Raw genomic sequence first — 16436 nt, 5'->3', positions numbered from 1 at the left:
CGGCGGTGAGTCAGCCCGGGGTCACGGCCGCCAGTTCGGGTCGCGGCCGCTCAGGCCGATCGTGCGGGTCAGGAGGGGGGCGGTGGGCGGGACCGGGACCACCGGGCCGAACGGGGCGTCGGCGCGGGACGGTTCCGCGGCGGCAGCGGCGAGGAAGGAGTGGGCCGCCTCCAGGGCGCCCGGGTCGGGGTCGTAGGGCTGGCCCGTCGCGCGGGCCAGGTCCCAGCCGTGGACGACGAGCTCGTCGGCGACGACCGCGCCCGCGACCGCGCCGGGCAGGTCCACGCCGCCGGCCCGGGTGGCGCCGGTCCAGGCGTCCGGGTCGCGCCAGGCGTCGGCCAGTTCGTCCAGCGCCTTCGGCAGGTCCTCGCGCCAGCCGGGGCCGATGTCGGGGACGGTGGCGTTCGGCCTGGTGTCGGTCGTCGCGCCGAGGTCCTTGCGGGCGGCGTCCCGGAAGGCCACGGACAGGTGCAGGATGTGGCCGAGCAGGTTCCGCACCGCCAGGTCCGGGCACGGCGTGGCGGCCGTGAGCCGCTCGTCGGCCACGGCCTCGGCGAGCCGCGCCACGATCCGGGTCTGCGGGCCGAGATCCACCATGGTCATGGGTCACTCCTTCAAGGTCGCGCTCTCCGTACGAAGGGTTGACCGTCCTGCTCGCCGGAACTCATCGGTGCCGCCGGACCACCCCCACGGCGCACGGCCGCCGCCGTCCCGCGAGTAGGGCATCGTGCCGATGCCAGATCCCCGCCTCAGGCCCACGATGGGCAGGCATGACGACTTCCTGGTCCCTGGTCCGCGTCCTGCGGAACCGCGACGCGGCGCTGTACCTCACCGGCGTGGTGGTGTCCGCCTTCGGCACCTCCTCGCTGTGGCTGGCGTCGGGGGTGTGGGTGAAGGACCTCACGGGGTCCGACGGTCTGGCGGCCCTGAGCGTGCTCGCGCTGTGGGCGCCCACGCCGGCGGGTCCCTTGCTCGGCGCGCTCGCCGACCGGATGCGGCGCAAGCCCCTGCTCGTCGCGTCGAACCTGTGCCTTGCGGCGCTCCTCCTCACCCTGCTCACCGTCGACTCCCCCGGCCGGCTGTGGCTGCTGTTCGCCGTGCTGTTCCTCTACGGCGCCATCGGGGTCGTGCACGACGCCGCCGAGTCGGCCCTGGTCGCCGCCGCCGTCGCGCCCGGCCTCCTCGGCGACTTCAACGGGCTGCGGACGACCCTCACGGAGGGCATGAAGCTCGTCGCCCCGCTGACGGGGGCGGGTCTCTACGCGGTCTACGGCGGTCCCGCCGTGGCCTGTCTGGACGCCGTCACCTTCGTCCTCGCCGCCGGGCTGTACGCCCTGCCGCGGGTGCGCGAGGAGCGGCCCGCCCGGGCCGGCGACGGCTGGCGGCGCCAGACCGCGCAGGGCGTCCGGCACCTGTGGGGCCACCCCGTGCTGCGCCCGCTGGTCGGAGCGGGCGGCACGGCCATGCTGCTGGCGGCGCTGGCCGGCTCCGCGGTGTACGCCGTCGTCGACCGCCTCGGCCACTCCCCCGCGTACGCGGGCGTGCTGTACGCCTTCCAGGGCGCCGGTTCGGTGGCGGCCGGGCTGGTCTCGGGGCCCGCGCTGCGCCGTCTGGGGGCGCGCCGGTTCGCGGCGACGGGGATCGCGCTGACCGGGATCGCGGTGGCGGCGCGGGCCCTGCCGTCGGACCCGGTGGCCCTTGCGGCCGGCGTGGTGATCGGCCTCGGCCTGCCCTGCGTGCTGGTGGCCGCCTTCACCGCCGTCCAGCGGGAGACGCCGGGCCCGCTGCTCGGCCGCGTGACGGCCACCGCCGGCACGCTGGTCTTCGCCCCGAACGTGCTGGGACTCGGCGTCGGGGCCGGTCTGGTCGAACTGGCCGGCGTGGGGCTGCTGCTGCCGTTCTACGGGGCTGCGCTGCTCGCGACGGCGGCCGCCCTGGCTCACCGCCCCGACAGCGCCTCCCGCACCGCGGACAGGTCGTCGTCCGACGCCAGTCCGGCGTGATAGAGCCGCAGCTCCGTCGCGCCCTCGGCACGCGCGCGTGCGGCGTCCGCCGCCAGGGTGGCGGGGCTGCCGCCCATCCCGGTGACCACCGTGAGGTTGGCCGCCAGGACCGTCCGTTCCCCCGCCCGCGCCGCGAACGGCGCCAGCAGCCGCGCGCCGCCCGTGCACGGCACCACCACGCCGTCCGCGACACCGAGGATGTGGGCGGGGTCGACGCCGGCGTTGGCGCCGCAGTGGTACGGCACCGGGTCGGCGTGCAGCAGCACCTGGAAGCCCTCGGGCGCGACGGCGCGCACGGCGGCGACGGCCTCTTCCTGGAGCGTGCGGGCGACGGTGTCGCGCCAGGCGCGCGTGGCCGCCGCCGTGTCCTCCCCGAGGAGTGCGCCGACCGACGGCCAGCCCCCGTCGTCCGCCGCGCCCCGCCACAGCGGTTCCAGCGCGGCGCGCACGCCGGCCGCCAGCCGGGCGGGGTCCAGCCCCCGCTCGCCGTAACCGGCGCCGCAGGACGGGCAGAAGCACAGGGACATCAGGTACTGCCCGGCGTCCCCGAGGGCGATCCCGGAGGTCTTGTCGTGCGCGTGCAGGTGCTGCAGCCCGTACCAGCCGAGGGACTCCAGTTCGGTGCCGTGCGCGCCGGGGCGCACCGCGGCCTCGGCGGCCAGGTCGACCAGGTACGCGCGCGTGGCGGGCTGCGCGATGCACGGCGCCCACGGATAGCGGTCGCCGTAGGCGTTGACCACCGAGGTGTCCGGATGCTCGGCGCCCAGGCGGGAGTTGTGCGCGAGGACGACCCAGGTGTGCACCTCCAGACCGGCCTCCGCGAGCGCCCCGGCGGCCTCGCCGTAGGCGTCGCCCGGGGCCCAGCGTCCGGCGGGGTACGGGCGCAGCACCCGGCCCGCCCAGCGGTCGCCCGGCGGGTAGAGGACGGCGGCGTGCTCCGCCGTGACGATGCGGTGGCGGGGGTGGCGGGGGGTCAGGGCGCGGGTGGAGTGGTAGGCCGAGGCGAGGGTGACCTGCCCGGCGCCGAGCGAGGCGATCCGCGCGGGGGCTTCGGGATCCCCGGCCACGTCCCAGGGGTAGAGGAACGCCGACGCCTTCACGCCTCCTCCTCCAGCAGCGCGTGTCCGCGCTCGATCAGCAGGGCGAGCCGTTCGACGTGCTCCTTGCCCGGCTCGTGCAGCGGCGGGCGGACCTCCCCGACGTCCAGGCCGCGCAGCCGTACGCCCGCCTTGACGAGCGACACGGCGTAGCCGCGGCCCTCGGCGCGCAGCTCCACGAACGGGCGGTAGAACCCGTCCAGGAGACGCCGCACGGTGGCCTCGTCGCCCGAGCGCAGCGCCCGGTGGAAGGCGAGGGCGATCTCCGGGGCGAAGCAGAAGACGGCCGAGGAGTACAGGGTGACGCCGAGGGCGCCGTAGGCGAGCTGGGTCTGCTCGGCGGTCGGCAGCCCGTTGAAGTACAGGAAGTCGCCGGGGGCCTCGGTGCGCACGGCGCTGACGATCCGCTGCATCAGGTCCAGGTCGCCGAGCCCGTCCTTGAGGCCGACGACGCCCTCGGTGCGGGCGAGTCCGACGACGGTCGGCGGGGTGAGGACGGCGTTGTCGCGCTGGTAGACGATGACCGGCAGGGCGGTGGCGGCGGCGATCTCCCGGTAGTGCCGCAGCAGGCCCTCCTGGCCGGCGTGGACGAGGTAGGGAGGCATCGCGAGCAGTCCGTCGGCGCCCGCCGCCTCGGCGGTGCGCGCGTAGCGGACGGCGAGTGCGGTGCCGTAGCCGGCGCCCGCGACGACGGGCACCCGGCCGCCCGCCGCCTCGACGGCGGCCCGGACGCAGGCCTCGAACTCCTCGGGCAGCAGCGCGTGGAACTCCCCGGTGCCGCAGCACGCGAAGACGGCGGCGGCACCGGCCGCGACGCCCTCGCGCACATGGGCGCGGTAGACGTCGAGGTCGACGGAGCCGCCGGAGCCATAGGCCGTGACGGGGAAGAACAGCGGCCCGCTCGGATCACGGAGCCGGGCGGCGAGAGGGGCTGGCGTCACGAGCACTCCCTGTCGGTGCATGCTTCTGATCAGCGTCTATATTTCTGAACATCCGCACGCTACGGGCCTCTTTCGGGCCCGGTCAAGCGTGCGAACGCGCAACACGACGGCGGACTTTCCCACCCCCACGGCACACTTGACTGGATCCGCCACCGCTTTCTAGCGTGTCCACGCATGTGAATGATGTCCATGTCGATGATGTGCCAGTGATGTCCGCGCACACGGCCGTTCACCCTCGTCCGAGGCGATCAAGGAGTCCGAGGATGCCCGCTCCCCGCACCGTTCTGCTCACCGGCGCCGCCGGCGGGCTCGGCACCCTGATGCGGTCCCTGCTGCCGGCGTACGGCTACACGCTGCGCCTGTTCGACGCGCGGCCCGTCGAGGGCGAACCGGACGCCGTCACCGCGGACCTCACGGACACGGACGCGCTGCGCGAGGCGGTGCGCGGGGTGGACGCGATCATCCACCTCGCGGGCATCTCCCTGGAAGCGCCCTTCGAGAAGATCCTCCGGTCGAACATCGAAGGCACCTACAACCTGTACGAGGCCGCCCGCCTCGAGGGCGTGAGCCGCGTCGTCTTCGCCTCCTCCAACCACGCCGTCGGCTACACCCCCGCCCCCCGCCCGGGCGGGCCGCTGATCCCCGTCGACACCCCGCGCCGCCCGGACACCTTCTACGGCCTGTCCAAGTCCTTCGGCGAGGACCTGGCCCAGCTCTACTGGGACAAGTACGGCCTGGAGACCGTCTCCGTGCGCATCGGCTCCTGCTTCCCGGAGCCGACCAGCGTGCGCATGCTCTCGGTGTGGATGAGCCCGGACGACGGCGCCCGCCTCTTCCACGCGGCGCTGACCGCCGAGGGGGTCGGCCACACCGTGGTGTACGGCTCCTCAGCCAACACCCGCCTGTGGTGGGACCTCACGAGCGCGCGGGCGCTCGGCTACGACCCCCGGGACGACTCCGAGCCGTACGCCGGGAAGCTCATCGCCGAGCAGGGCGAACTCGACCCGGCGAACCCCGCGCACAGCCACCTCGGCGGCCACTTCGTCAACGACCCGCCGATCTGGCCGTACTGACAGGGCCGGCCGCGAGGCCGGAAAAGGCCGTTCACGGCGGCGGGCGGGCACCGATCGGGCCCGCCCGCCGCCGTATACGGGCATCCGGGCCGCCCGATCCCACCCCGTCCCGGAAGGCCCCGCAGGTCCGCGACGGGCGCCGCACGCCCCGAACGGGCACATCCGGGCAGGATCGGGCCCGTAACAGGCCTGGTCAGCGCCGCACGCCCGCTGTAGAAATTCCCCCATGGGCCCGAACGGGCAGCGCGGCGGGGAAGCGGGTGACGACATGGGCATGAGGACGGCGGAGGAACGGCAGCGCGAGATCGTGCGGGCCGCGCGCACCGCCGGCTCGGTCGACGTCACCGCGCTCGCCGCCGAACTGGGCGTGGCCAAGGAGACCGTCCGGCGCGACCTGCGCGCCCTGGAGGACCACGGCCTGGTCCGCAGGACGCACGGCGGCGCCTACCCGGTCGAGAGCGCCGGCTTCGAGACCACGCTCGCCTTCCGCGCCACCAGCCACGTCCCGGAGAAGCGCCGGATCGCGGCCGCCGCCGCCGAACTGCTCGGCGACGCGGAGACGGTCTTCGTGGACGAGGGCTTCACCCCGCAGCTCATCGCCGAGTCACTGCCCGCCGGCCGGCCGCTGACCGTGGTCACCGCCTCCCTGCCGGTCGCGGGCGCCCTGGCCGAGGCCGAGGACGTGTCGGTCCTGCTCCTCGGCGGGCGGGTCCGGGCCGGCACGCTGGCCACCGTGGACCACTGGGCCACCCGCATGCTGTCCGGCTTCGTGATCGACCTCGCCTACATCGGGGCCAACGGCATCTCCCGCGACCACGGGCTCACCACCCCCGATCCCGCGGTCAGCGAAGTGAAGGCCCAGGCCGTCCGCGCCGCCCGGCGCACCGTCTTCGCGGGCGTGCACACCAAGTTCGGAGCCGTCAGCTTCTGCCGGTTCGCCGAGATCGGCGCGCTGGAGGCGATCGTGACGAGCACACTGCTGCCGGCCACCGAGGCACACCGCTACTCCCTGCTGGGCCCGCAGGTCATCCGGGTCTGATCGGCCGGGCCCGGAGCGCCGGGTCCGCACGCCCGCGGCACCTCCCCCGCGGGCCTCCGCACACCCTCGTACGCCCCTTATCTCCCCATACATCCACACATCCAGGAGCGATCCATGCGCATCCCGAGCCGACGGAGGCCGCGAGCCACGCTCGCCGTGGCCGCCGCGGGGACGCTGCTCGCCCCGCTGCTCTCCGGCTGCTGGGCCGGTGCGGGCGGGACCGGTTCCGGCGGCGACTCCATCAACGTGCTGATGGTCAACAACCCCCAGATGACCGAGCTGCAGAAGCTGACCGCCGGCCACTTCACCAAGGAGACCGGCATCAAGGTGAACTTCACGGTCCTGCCCGAGAACGACGTCCGCGACAAGATCAGCCAGGACTTCGCCAACCAGGCCGGCCAGTACGACGTGGCCACCCTGTCCAACTACGAGATACCGATCTACGCCCGCAACGGCTGGCTGCACGACATGGACGGCTATGTCGCCCGGGACCCCTCCTACGACGAGCAGGACGTGCTGAAGCCGATGCGCCAGTCCCTGACGGCGGACGACGGCAGGCTCTACGGGCAGCCCTTCTACGGCGAGTCGTCCTTCCTGATGTACCGCAAGGACGTGTTCGCGGCGAAGGGCCTGAAGATGCCCGCCCACCCCACCTGGAGGCAGGTGGCCGGCCTCGCCGCGAAGGCGGACGGGGCCCGGCCCGGCATGAAGGGCATCTGCCTGCGCGGCCTGCCCGGCTGGGGCGAGCTGATGGCGCCGCTCACCACCGTGGTCAACACCTTCGGCGGCACCTGGTTCGACAAGGGCTGGAAGGCACGCCTGAACTCCCCGGAGTTCGTCAAAGCGACAAAGTTCTATGTCGACCTGGTGCGCGAGCACGGCGAGTCCGGCGCCGCCCAGTCCGGCTTCGCCGAGTGCCTGAACGGCATGACCCAGGGCAAGGTCGCCATGTGGTACGACGCCACGAGCGCCGCCGGCCTGCTGGAGGCGGCCAGGTCCCCGGTCCGCGGCAAGCTCGGCTACGCACCCGCCCCCGTCGAGCGGACCGGCTCCTCCGGCTGGCTCTACACCTGGGCCTGGGGCATCCAGAAGGCCTCCCGCAACCCCGACAAGGCCTGGAAGTTCGTCTCCTGGGCGTCGGGCAAGGGCTACGAACGGCTGGTCGGCGAGACCAGCGGCTGGCCGAACGTCCCGGCGGGCAAGCGGGCGTCGACCTACCGGAACGCCGACTACCGCGAGTCGGCCGCCGCCTTCCAGGAGATGACCCGCAAGGCCATCGAGGGCGCCCGCCCGAACGACCCCGGCGTGCAGCCGCGGCCCGCGCCCGGCATCCAGTTCGTCGGCATCCCCGAGTTCACCGACCTCGGCACCAAGGTCTCCCAGGAGATCAGCGCGGCCATCGCCGGGCGCCAGTCCGTCGACTCGGCCCTGAGGAAGTCGCAGGCGCTCGCCGAGAAGATCTCCGAGGAGTACGAGGGACGATGACAGCGACGACCACGGCACCGATCGCGACCACCCCCGCACGGGCGGCGCACCGCCCCCCGGCCCGGCTGCGCGCCTGGGCCACCCGGGCCCCGCTGCTCCCGGCCCTCGTCTTCATGATCGTCGTGACCCAGCTGCCGTTCGTGGCCACGCTGGTGATCTCCTTCTTCGACTGGAACGCCCTCTACCCCAAGGCCCGCCACTTCACCGGCCTCGACAACTACCGCCAGGTGCTGACCGACGCGGACCTGCGCCACTCGGTCTGGACCACCCTGCTGCTCACGGTGGCGGTGGTACTGGCCAGCCTGGTCCTCGGCCTGGCCCTGGCCCTGCTGCTGGACCGGCGGTTCCGCGGCCGGGGCCTCGTGCGCACCCTGCTCATCGCACCCTTCCTCGTGGTGCCGGTGGCGGCGGCCCTGCTCTGGAAGCATGTGCTCTATAACCCTGAATACGGGCTGCTCGATGGGCTGTTGCACTATGTGGGCGGCCCACAGCCGGACTGGATCTCGAACACCCCGCTGCTCGCGGTCGAGGCCTCGCTGGTGTGGCAGTGGACGCCGTTCATGATGCTGATCCTGCTGGCCGGACTGCAGAGCCGGGACCAGCAGCAGATCGAGGCCGCCCGGGTCGACGGCGCGAGCGACTGGCAGATCTTCCGCCATCTGACCCTGCCCCACCTGCGCCGCTATCTGGAGCTCGGCGCCCTGCTCGGGTCGATCTACATCGTCCAGAACTTCGACGCGGTGTTCACGATCACCTCCGGCGGGCTCGGCAGCGCCAACCTGCCCTACACCGTCTACCAGAGCTTCTACCAGGCCCACGAGAACGGTCTGGCCTCGGCCGCCGGCGTCCTGGTGGTCGTCGGCTCCATCGTCATCGCGACCTTCGCCCTGCGCGTGGTGTCGTCCCTGTTCCGCGAGGAGGTGTCCCGCGCATGAGCGCCACCGTCGTCAAGCGCAGGGTGCGCACGGGAACCGGCCTGGGCCTGGTGGCCTGGCTGGCCGGCATCGTGTTCTTCCTGCCCATCGCCTGGATGGCCCTGACGTCCTTCCACTCCGAGGCGGACGCGGCGACCAACCCGCCCTCCTTCGCCGCCTCCCTCACCCTGGACGGCTACCGCGAGTTCTTCGGCACCGGCGGCGGGGCCAGTCCCTGGCCCGCGCTGATCAACTCCACGGTGGCCTCGGTGGTCTCCACCGCCTGCGTGCTGCTGCTCGCCCTGCCGGCGGCGTACGCGCTGTCGATCCGGCCGGTGCGCAAGTGGACCGACGTCCTGTTCTTCTTCCTGTCCACGAAGATGCTGCCGGCCGTGGCGGGCCTGCTGCCCGTCTACCTGTTCGCGAAGAACACCGGGATGCTCGACGACATCTGGCTGCTGGTCGTCCTCTACACCTCGATGAACCTGCCGATCGCGGTGTGGATGATGCAGTCCTTCCTCGCCGAGGTGCCGGCGGCGGTGATCGAGGCGGCCCGGGTGGACGGAGCCCGGCTGCCGACCGTCCTCGCGCGCGTGGTGGCCCCGATCGCCCTGCCCGGCATCGCGGCGACCGCCCTGATCTGCTTCATCTTCAGCTGGAACGAACTGCTCTTCGCCCGGGTCCTGACGGGCGTGGTCGCCGAGACCGCCCCCGTCTTCCTGACCGGCTTCATCACCAGCCAGGGCCTGTTCCTGGCCAAGGTGTGCGCCGCGTCGCTCGTCATCTCCCTGCCGGTGCTCGCCGCGGGGTTCGCCGCCCAGGACAAGCTGGTCCAGGGCCTGTCGTTGGGAGCCGTGAAATGAAGGCCGCCGTCATCGAGTCCGTGGGCCGCGCCGTCGTCACCGAGGTGCCCGACCCCACGCCGGGGCCCCGCGAGGTCGTCGTGGAGGTGGCCGCGTGCGGCCTGTGCGGCACGGACCTGCACATCCTTCAGGGCGAGTTCGCGCCCAAGCTGCCCATCGTCCCCGGGCACGAGTTCGCGGGCGAGGTGGTCGGCGTCGGAACGCAGGTCACGGAGGTCGCGGTCGGCGACCGGGTGGCCGTGGACCCGTCCCTGTACTGCTACGAGTGCCGCCACTGCCGCACCGGCCACAACAACCTGTGCGAGCGGTGGGCCGCGATCGGCGTGACCACGGCCGGCGGCGCCGCGCGGTACGCGGTGGCCCCCGTGGCGAACTGCGTCAGGCTGCCCGAGCACGTGCGCACCGAGGACGCGGCCCTGGTGGAGCCGCTGTCCTGCGCGGTGCGGGGCTACGACGTGCTCAACTCGCGCCTCGGCGCCCATGTGCTGATCTACGGCTCCGGGACGATGGGCCTGATGATGCTGGAGCTGGCCAAGCGCACCGGCGCGGCGAGCGTGGACGTCGTCGACGTGAACCCGGCCCGGCTGGAGACGGCGCGCAGGCTCGGCGTCTCGGCGTCGGCCGCGAACGCGGACGAGCTGGACCGGCCGCGGGGCTGGGACGTGGTGGTGGACGCGACGGGCAACGCGGCGGCCATCCAGGACGGTCTCGACCGGGTGGCGAAGGCCGGCACGTTCCTGCAGTTCGGGGTGGCCGACTACGCGGCCCGGGTGACCATCGACCCGTACCGGATCTACAACCAGGAGATCACCATCACGGGCTCCATGGCGGTGCTGCACAGCTTCGAGCGGGCGGCGGAGCTGTTCGCGAACGGCGTGCTGGACCCGGAGGTGTTCATCAGCGACCGGATCCCGCTGGAGCGCTACCCCGAGGCGCTGGAGCAGTTCGCTGCGGGCGTCGGCCGCAAGATCGTCGTCGTCCCCTGAGCCGAACGGGGGTCGGGCCGTCGGTAAGGGAACGGTAAAGCGGTGCCGTTCGTTCACCCGTCATGACAGCTATGACCCCCGGCTCGAACATCCCTCTGTCCGCCGCCCGCGTGACGGTGGACGTCGCCGCACCGGTGCGGCTCGACGTATCGGGCCTGCTGCTCACCGCCGACGGCAAGGTGCGCTCCGACGACGACTTCATCTTCTACAACCAGCCCGGCGGCCCGGGTGTGACGTACCGGTCCGGCGGCGGTGCCGCGCCCGACGCGATCGAGGTCGACACCGCCGCCGTGCCGCCGGAGATCGAGAAGATCGTGGTCACCGCGAGCCCGGACGCCGCGGGCCAGACCTTCCAGGGCATCGAGCCGACGGCGACCGTCCGGGACGCCGCCGGCGGCGCGGTCCTCGCCACCTTCACGCCGCCGCGGCTCGGCTCCGAGACGGCGCTGGTGGTCATGGAGATCTACCGCCGCAACGGCCAGTGGAAGGCCCGCGCCGTCGGCCAGGGGTACGCCGACGGGCTGGCCGGCATCGCCACGGACTTCGGCGTCTCGGTGGAGGAGCCCGCCGCCGCGCCCGCCGCACCGCCGGTCGCGGCGCCCGCGGCCCCGCCGCAGCCGCCGGCCGCACCGCCGGCCCCCGCGCAGGCCCCGTCCGCCCCTCCGCAGGCGCCCGCCGCCCCGGCCGCGCCCGCGCCCGGCGCCGGGAAGATCAACCTGGACAAGGGCCGGGTCAGCCTCCAGAAGAACCAGACCGTGTCCCTGGTCAAGGGCGGCCGCCCGCTGCTCTCCAGGGTCCAGATGGGCCTGGGCTGGGAGCCCGCTTACCGCGGCCGGGACATCGACCTGGACGCCTCGGTCATCGCCTACGGCCCGCAGCGCAACCCGGTCGACAGCTGCTACTTCGGCAAGCTGTCGATCCTGAACGGCGCGATCAAGCACTCGGGTGACAACCTCACCGGCGAGGGCGGCGGCGACGACGAGGTGATCGTCGTCGACCTCGGCAGGATCCCGCAGGAGGTCACCGGCCTGGTCTTCACGGTCAACTCCTTCTCCGGCCAGAAGTTCACCGAGGTCGCCAAGGCCTACTGCCGTCTGGTGGACGCGGCCTCGGGCGAGGAGCTGGTCCGCTTCGACCTGACCAGCGCCGAGCCGCAGACCGGCGTGATGATGGCCAAGCTCATCCGGCAGTACTCCGGCGAGTGGGAGATGACGGCGATGGGCGACTTCGTGAAGGCGCGCACGGTGCGGAACATGGTCGACCCGGGAGCCCGGGCGCTGTAGCCGCCGCCCGTACGACGGTCAGGGGCGCTCCCGCGCGGGGCGCCCGCCGGCCGGCCGGTCCCGCTGCCCGTACAGCCCTTCCATCAGCAGGGCCAGATAGCGGCGGATCTGCCCGCCCTGCCCGTCCGCGAACTCCGACGCCGTCGCCACGCCGTGCGCCAGCCGCAGCAGTTCGAGCGGCTCCACGTCGGACCGCAGGGCGCCCGCGGCCCGGGCCGCGGCCACCAGCCGGGCGGCCGCGTCCCGGACCGGGGCGCCGCAGACCGGGATCGGCGCCGCCCCGCCGTCCATGACGGCCGAACCCAGCAGCGCCTTCAGCCCGCGCACCCGGATCGTCCCGGCGCACAGCTCGTTCAGCCACTCCTCCAGCGCCTCCCCCGGCGGCAGCGCCTCGGCCAGCTCGTCGGCCCGTGCGGCGAGCGCCGCCATCCGGTCGGTGTAGGCGGCCTCCAGCAGCGCCCGGCGGTTGGGGAAGTGCCGGTACAGCGTGCCGGAACCGACTCCGGCGCGCTTGGCGATGTCGTCGAGCGAGGCGTTCTCCCCGTGCTCGGCGAAGACCTCGGCCGCCACCCGCAGCAGCCGGTCGTAGTTGCGCCGGGCGTCCGCGCGCATGGGTCTGGCCTGCGTCATCCGGGAACTCCTCGCGAACCGTGCCGATCCCGAACAGTACCGGGAGCGCTTCGGGCCCCGCGGTCAGCGGCTGTCCGGCGGCTCGTAACAGGCGCCGGCCGGGTCCGGGCCGGGCCGGCGGCCGATCACGCCGGTGCCCAGGGCGATCGTGGCGCGGATGCGCATCGGCCCGTCACCGCGGCGGGACAGCACACAGACCCCGGCCACGCGCGCGTGCAGCGCACCGAGCCGGGCGGCGCACTCGGCCGCCAGCTCCCGCGGGGCCCGGGTGCGGCCGAGCGAGAGGTGCGGGGTGAAGCGCGGGAAGTGGTGCTCGCAGGCCGGGAACGGCTCCGCCAGCGCGGCGTGGAGCCGGGTCCAGGGGTCGAGTCCGGCCGCCGCGGGGTCGAGCCACACGGTGGCGGAGGCGCGGTGGCGGAAGAAGCGGACCCCGTCGAGCCGGATGCCGAAGGGCTCGCGCTCCACGGCCGCCGCGGCCAGCAGCGGGAGCGCCGCCGGGAAGTCGTCCTCCGGCACGAAGCCGAAGAGCAGGTTCACATGCGGCGGCCACCGGCGGATCTGCGGGTCGTGCTCGGCGCGGATCCGCTGGACGGCGGGCCACAGCGGCCCCGGGGGCAGCCAGGCGACGGCGGTCCGGGGCGTGGGCGCCGACGCGAGCCGTCCCGGGGCGGCGGCCGGACCGGGCGCGGACGGGCGGGACACGCCTCCATCATGGCCCCGCCCCTCGCCGGCCGCCGCCCCCGGGACGCCGCTCAGCCGGAGGAAACCGGCCGGTTCAGCGCTGCTGCCGCTTCCACGGGCCCGTGATGGCCAGCATGATGCCGGGCGTCTGGATGTTGGCGTAAAGCGTCCTGCCGTCGGGCGAGAAGGTGACGCCGGTGAACTCGCTGTACTCGGGCTCCTCGGCGGTGCCCAGGTTCAGCTCGTTGCGGGCGATGGGGTAGGTGCGGCCGCTCTCCGTCGCGCCGAACAGGTGCTGCACACCCTCGCCGTCCTCAGCGATGACCAAGCCGCCGTAGGGGGAGACGGTGATGTTGTCCGGGCCGTCGAAGTCGCCGTCGGCGGTCGGGTCCGGGTTGACGCCGATGAGGACCTTCAGCGTCAGGGTGCGGCGCTTGGGGTCGTAGAACCACACCTGGCCGTCGTGCTGGACCGGGCTCTCCGCACGGGCGTAGGAGGAGACGATGTAGGCGCCGCCGTCACCCCACCACATGCCCTCGAGCTTGCGGGCGCGGGTGATCTGGCCGTCGCCGAACTGCTTGCGGATGGAGACCTGCCGGGCGTCGCGGTCCGGGACGGTGACCCAGTCGACGCCGTAGACCGTGCCGGTCTTCGTGGCGCGGGACAGGTCGTCCACGAACTGGCCGCCGGAGTCGAAGCACTTGAAGGCCTGGAGGACGCCGGCGTCGTCGGCGAGGGTGCGCAGCTTGCCGCGGCCGTGGCGGAAGCCCTCCGGCGGAGTCCAGCGGTAGAGCAGGCCGTTGGGGCCGGAGGCGTCCTCGGTGAGGTAGAGGTGACCGCGCTTGGGGTCGACGACGACGGCCTCGTGGGCGTACCGGCCGAGGGCCTTGACCGGCTTGGGGTCGCGGTTGGCCCGGCGGTCCTCGGGGTCGACCTCGAAGACGTAGCCGTGGTCCTTGGTGAAGCCGTTCTTGCCGGCCTTGTCCTCGGTCTCCTCGCAGGTGAGCCAGGTGCCCCAGGGGGTGCTGCCGCCCGCGCAGTTGGTGGCGGTGCCGGCGATGCCCACCCATTCGGCGACCTCGCCGCCGCGCCGGACCTCCACGACGGTGCAGCCGCCGGCCGCGGCCGGGTCGTAGACGAGGCCCTCGGTGAGCGGCACCGGGTGCGGCCACTGGGCGCGGGCCCCGGCGAGTTCGTGGTTGTTGACGAGGAGCGTGGTGCCGCGCGGGCCGTCGAAGGTGGCGGTGCCGTCGTGGTTGGACGGGGTGAACTCGCCCGACTCCAGCTTGGTCTTCCCGCTGTAGGTGATGACCCGGTACTTGAATCCGGCGGGCAGCGCGAGGATGCCGTCGGGGTCGGGGAGCAGGGGGCCGTAGCCGACGCCGTGGTGCCCCTGCCCGTGGGCCGACTCGCCGTCCGCGCCGCCGGTGTCCGTGGCGGCGAGGGCGCCCGGGGCGGTGGCGAGGGCGCCGACGCTGCCCGCGAGCGCGACTCCGGCACCGGTGAGCGCGGATGTTCTGGCGAAGTCCCTGCGGCTGAGCGACATGGTGTCTCCTGTGACAGTGGGCGTGCCGTGGAGGGTGGCGTCCTGCGGTCGGCGCTCACGCTCCCGGCCGGTACTGAACGGGAGTTGAACGCCGGGCTACCGCCGGGGTCCCTGTTCCATGAATCCGTAAGCACTGCCCCATGGCCGGTCAAGGAACCGGCCGCGGCCGCTCGGCCCCACCCGCGGGCGGGCAGGCAGCAGGCGGCGGGCCCGGCGCGCCCCGCCCCACCGGTGTCCGCGCTCGGCGGCCCGCCGCCGCTCAGCCGTGAACGGCCCTCTCCACCGTGCGCACGGCCCTCTCCGCCGCGCGGCCCTCTCCGCCGCGCGGCCGGCCCGCCGGGCCGCCTCCGCCTAGCCGCCCTGCTGCGAGCGGGCCTTGAAGGCGGCCTTGCGCGCCTCCTTGGCCACCTTCTTGTCCGGGTGCAGCCGCCCCATCGCCTCCAGCACGTCGGCGGTCGCGGGGTGGTCCACCCGCCACGCCGCCGCGAAGAACCCGCTGTGCTGCTCGGCCAGTCCCTCCACCAGGGCCTGCAGTTCCTCGGAGTTCCCCTCCGCCTGGAGCTGCGCGGCCAGGGTGTCGACGGTCAGCCAGAACACCAGGTCCTGGGAGGGCGCGGGCACGTCCGCCGCGCCGTGTTCGCTGAGCCAGACCCGGGCGAGCCCGCCCAGCTCCGGGTCGTCGAGGACCTCCCGCAGCGCCGGCTCGGCCTCCGCGCCGACCAGGGACAGCGCCTGCTGGCAGCGCAGTCGGCGCAGCGGCGCCCCGGCGTCGGCGCCGCGCGCCGCCGCCAGCAACTCCCGCGCCGAGGCGAGCGGTTCGCGCCGGGCCAGCCACTGCTCCGTCTCGGCGCGGGCGGCGGACTGGCCGAAGCGGGAGGTGCCGTCGAGCAGGGCGTCCGCGCCCTTGTCGGCGAGTTCGCCCACCGCGGGCGCCTCGAAGCCGGCCTCCAGCAGCCGCGCCCGCAGGCCGTACGCGCCGAGCGGGGTCAGCCGGACCATGCCGTAGCGGGAGACGTCGGTGTCGTCCACCGGCGCTGCGGGTTCCTCGTCGGCGTCGGCCATCAGCGCCTCGTCCACCGGCTGGTACTCGACCAGTCCGACCGGCTCCAGCATCCGGAACTGGTCGTCGAGCCGCATCATCGCGTCGGAGACCTGCTCCAGGACGTCGTTGGTGGGTTCGCCCATGTCACTGGGGACGATCACCGAGGCGGCGAGGGCGGGCAGCGGCACCGGACCCTCGCCCGCGCCGCCCTCGGCGACGGTCAGCGCGTAGAGCGTGCCGAGGACGCCGTCGAGGAACTCCGCCTCGGCCTCCGGGTCCCAGTCGAGTGACGCGAAATCGACCTCGCCGCCCTCGTCCATGGCGTCGAGAAGACCGTCCAGGTCGGGCACGCTCGCGTCCGCGACGACCGTCTCCAGGGCGCTGAGCCACACGGTGAGCACGTCGTGCGGGGACCCGGCGGTGAGCAGCGCCAGCTCCTCGCCGGCCGTCACGGTCCCGGCCTCCTCGTCGGTGACCGCGACCAGTCCGGCGTCCACGGCCACCCGCCAGGCCTCGCTCGCGTGGGCGGCGGCGTCGTCCCCGCTCAGCCCGAGCAGCTCGGCGGCGGCCGGAAGCTGCTCCTCGACCAGTCCGCCGCCGGCGTCGACCCGGGTGCCGGGCCCGGCCCAGCGGGCGAGGCGGGCGGCGCGGGAGAGCAACGGTGTGGACAGCGCGGCACGCGCCAGCTCCGCTTCGGGACGCAGCCGCACGGGCGGCAGGGGGGAGCTGTCTGACATCGGCTGGATCTCCTCGGACCGTGAAAGGGCTCAGCCGCTCAGCCTAGACGGATTTCCACCCATGCCGCCCGGTTCATCTCCCGGCCGGGCACCGCACATGGCCGAAACCTTGACAA

General features: G+C 73.9%; 15 protein-coding genes. 8 read left to right on the top strand and 7 right to left on the bottom strand.

Annotated features, from left to right (window positions below; genetic code table 11):
* Positions 1-21: 21 nt before the first annotated feature.
* Positions 22-603, bottom strand: coding sequence for a TIGR03086 family metal-binding protein (locus ACFYU0_RS25710; RefSeq protein WP_389304410.1), 582 nt, complete (start codon positions 601-603; stop codon positions 22-24).
* A 167-nt stretch (positions 604-770) separates the two neighbouring features.
* On the opposite strand from ACFYU0_RS25710, the gene ACFYU0_RS25705 reads away from it, so the two are divergent.
* Positions 771-2003 (top strand): MFS transporter, encoded by a 1233-nt coding sequence (locus tag ACFYU0_RS25705; protein ID WP_389304408.1) that lies wholly within the window; start codon positions 771-773, stop codon positions 2001-2003.
* Here the strand turns inward: ACFYU0_RS25705 and ACFYU0_RS25700 are convergent.
* Positions 1940-3103, bottom strand: a complete 1164-nt coding sequence (locus ACFYU0_RS25700) for a hypothetical protein (protein WP_389304406.1) — start codon at positions 3101-3103, stop codon at positions 1940-1942. The genes ACFYU0_RS25705 and ACFYU0_RS25700 overlap by 64 nt on opposite strands.
* The gene (locus ACFYU0_RS25695; RefSeq protein ID WP_351669241.1) at positions 3100-4041 is read right to left on the bottom strand and encodes a 5-dehydro-4-deoxyglucarate dehydratase; all 942 of its coding nucleotides are present in this window, start codon (positions 4039-4041) and stop codon (positions 3100-3102) included. Before ACFYU0_RS25695 ends, ACFYU0_RS25700 begins: the two co-directional genes overlap by 4 nt.
* Before the next feature lie 263 nt (positions 4042-4304).
* Between ACFYU0_RS25695 and ACFYU0_RS25690 the strand changes: the two genes are divergently transcribed.
* The 7 genes from ACFYU0_RS25690 to ACFYU0_RS25660 all read left to right on the top strand — a co-directional run bounded on the left by ACFYU0_RS25690 (position 4305) and on the right by ACFYU0_RS25660 (position 11684).
* Positions 4305-5114 carry an NAD-dependent epimerase/dehydratase family protein gene (locus tag ACFYU0_RS25690; RefSeq protein ID WP_389304404.1) on the top strand — a complete coding sequence of 270 codons (810 nt, stop codon included), beginning with the start codon at positions 4305-4307 and terminating at the stop codon, positions 5112-5114.
* Positions 5115-5382: 268 nt separating this feature from the next.
* On the top strand, positions 5383-6153 hold the full coding sequence (locus tag ACFYU0_RS25685; RefSeq protein ID WP_389304550.1) for a DeoR/GlpR family DNA-binding transcription regulator: 771 nt from the start codon (positions 5383-5385) through the stop codon (positions 6151-6153).
* Between the two features lie 114 nt (positions 6154-6267).
* Positions 6268-7638 (top strand): ABC transporter substrate-binding protein, encoded by a 1371-nt coding sequence (locus ACFYU0_RS25680; protein WP_389304402.1) that lies wholly within the window; start codon positions 6268-6270, stop codon positions 7636-7638.
* Positions 7635-8573 (top strand): carbohydrate ABC transporter permease, encoded by a 939-nt coding sequence (locus ACFYU0_RS25675; RefSeq protein ID WP_389304400.1) that lies wholly within the window; start codon positions 7635-7637, stop codon positions 8571-8573. Before ACFYU0_RS25680 ends, ACFYU0_RS25675 begins: the two co-directional genes overlap by 4 nt.
* Positions 8570-9415, top strand: a complete 846-nt coding sequence (locus ACFYU0_RS25670) for a carbohydrate ABC transporter permease (protein WP_389304399.1) — start codon at positions 8570-8572, stop codon at positions 9413-9415. The genes ACFYU0_RS25675 and ACFYU0_RS25670 overlap by 4 nt, the downstream gene beginning before the upstream one ends.
* Positions 9412-10401: a zinc-dependent alcohol dehydrogenase family protein gene (locus tag ACFYU0_RS25665; RefSeq protein WP_351669251.1), complete on the top strand. Its 990-nt coding sequence runs from the start codon at positions 9412-9414 to the stop codon at positions 10399-10401. Before ACFYU0_RS25670 ends, ACFYU0_RS25665 begins: the two co-directional genes overlap by 4 nt.
* Before the next feature lie 71 nt (positions 10402-10472).
* Positions 10473-11684 carry a TerD family protein gene (locus ACFYU0_RS25660; RefSeq protein WP_389304548.1) on the top strand — a complete coding sequence of 404 codons (1212 nt, stop codon included), beginning with the start codon at positions 10473-10475 and terminating at the stop codon, positions 11682-11684.
* An 18-nt stretch (positions 11685-11702) separates the two neighbouring features.
* Here the strand turns inward: ACFYU0_RS25660 and ACFYU0_RS25655 are convergent, their stop codons facing one another.
* From ACFYU0_RS25655 to ACFYU0_RS25640, 4 genes are all read right to left on the bottom strand, one after another.
* Positions 11703-12314 (bottom strand): TetR/AcrR family transcriptional regulator, encoded by a 612-nt coding sequence (locus ACFYU0_RS25655; protein WP_389304397.1) that lies wholly within the window; start codon positions 12312-12314, stop codon positions 11703-11705.
* Positions 12315-12377: 63 nt separating this feature from the next.
* Positions 12378-13016, bottom strand: coding sequence for a 2'-5' RNA ligase family protein (locus ACFYU0_RS25650; RefSeq protein WP_389304395.1), 639 nt, complete (start codon positions 13014-13016; stop codon positions 12378-12380).
* A gap of 73 nt (positions 13017-13089) precedes the next feature.
* Complete coding sequence (locus ACFYU0_RS25645) at positions 13090-14541, bottom strand: alkaline phosphatase PhoX (RefSeq protein WP_389304393.1); 1452 nt, start codon at positions 14539-14541, stop codon at positions 13090-13092.
* Positions 14542-14892: 351 nt separating this feature from the next.
* Complete coding sequence (locus ACFYU0_RS25640) at positions 14893-16320, bottom strand: hypothetical protein (protein ID WP_351669256.1); 1428 nt, start codon at positions 16318-16320, stop codon at positions 14893-14895.
* Positions 16321-16436 lie beyond the last annotated feature (116 nt).

It is taken from the genome of Streptomyces sp. NPDC003720, from assembly GCF_042875075.1.
Lineage (GTDB): Bacteria > Actinomycetota > Actinomycetes > Streptomycetales > Streptomycetaceae > Streptomyces.
The sequence above is the reverse complement of the archived record's forward strand: the minus strand, read 5'-3'. Positions and strand labels throughout refer to the sequence as shown.